1 pseudogene is annotated in these 1,218 nt (G+C 66.0%); it reads left to right on the top strand.

The window, feature by feature from the left end:
* Positions 1–930, top strand: a pseudogene (locus A2I95_RS39845) (D-alanyl-D-alanine carboxypeptidase); the annotation flags it as partial.
* Between the last annotated feature and the right edge of the window lie 288 nt (positions 931–1,218).

Genomic DNA, 1,218 nt, shown 5'->3' with positions numbered 1-1,218 from the left:
GCCGACGGGATCAAGACCGGCTATACCCGGGCCGCCGGCTCCAATCTGGTGGCCTCGGCCAAGCGCGGCAACGAGCGGATCATCGCGACCGTGTTCGGTGGCAAATCCTCCACCGCGCGCAATGCCAAAGTGGCGGAACTGCTGGATCTCGGCTTCCGCCGGGCGCCGTCGCGTGCCGCTCTGCGCAAGCCGCGCCGGCCCGCGTACCAAGGTGCAGGCGTAGTGGTAGCAGACGCCGGGGACAGCGGCAGCAGCGAAGGTGCTGCGGGCAAGACCATCCGGGTCAGCGGCCAGGTCAACACCAGCCTGCGGCCCAAAACGCGCCCGGGCCGCGCCGAGTCGCCGGTGCTGGTAGCCGCACTTGAGGAAGCCCTGCAGACGCCGCCGGCCGAAGCTGCTGAGGACACTGCACGAACCGCACCGCAAGCTGAACAGATCGAAAATGTCCAGACCGTCAGTGCCGAAGGTGCCGTGCAGGGCGATGCCATCCGCAACAGCATTGCCGTTGCCCTCGCCGAAGCGGAGGCAGAACCCGCGCCGCCAGCCCAAGCCGCAACAGCCACGGTCATCGCAGCGGTGCAAAAGGTGCCCTTCACCGGTCTGAGGCCCGTGGCCCGCCCGGCCAGCCTGGCCCTTGCAAACGCCTCGCCCGAACCGGAGCCGGTGGTTGTGACCCGTCTCTCCACGTCCGGCGGCCGTTACTGGGGCGTAAATGTCGGTCTCTACACCAGCCGTTACCAGGCCGAGAAGGTTCTGCTGCGCACAGCCCTGTCGGAGCTGGAAACACTGGACGGCTCCTTGCGCAAAGTGGCCAAGACCCGGCGCGGGTTTGAAGCCAATTTCCTCGGCATGAGCCAGGATCAGGCGGAACTCGCCTGCCGCCGCCTGAACGCCCGCAACGTGACCTGCAAACCGATCGGCCCATCCTGACGCGAACGGCACAGAATGCAGAATAGAAGGCGCCCCAGCGGCGCCTTTTTCATGCCGGAAACACCAAGCAAACCAGCTGCTCCCGCCCGCTGTCAGCCTTTTCTGCGAAAAAACTTCCCCCGGTTGGGCGTGGCACCGCGCTTTGCGCGGTGCCACGCCCAACGCTGCCAAGGTGCTCTGGCGCCAGCCAGGACACCTGCAAGGGCGGGAGGGTTTAGACTTGCCGCGCATAAGTTCCTGTCTCTCAGTTCATGTCAGGCAGCCCTTCTCTCGAAAGCCAATGGACTT

The sequence above is a fragment of the Leisingera sp. F5 genome (assembly GCF_001593695.1).
This window is presented reverse-complemented; position numbering and strand designations above follow the sequence as displayed.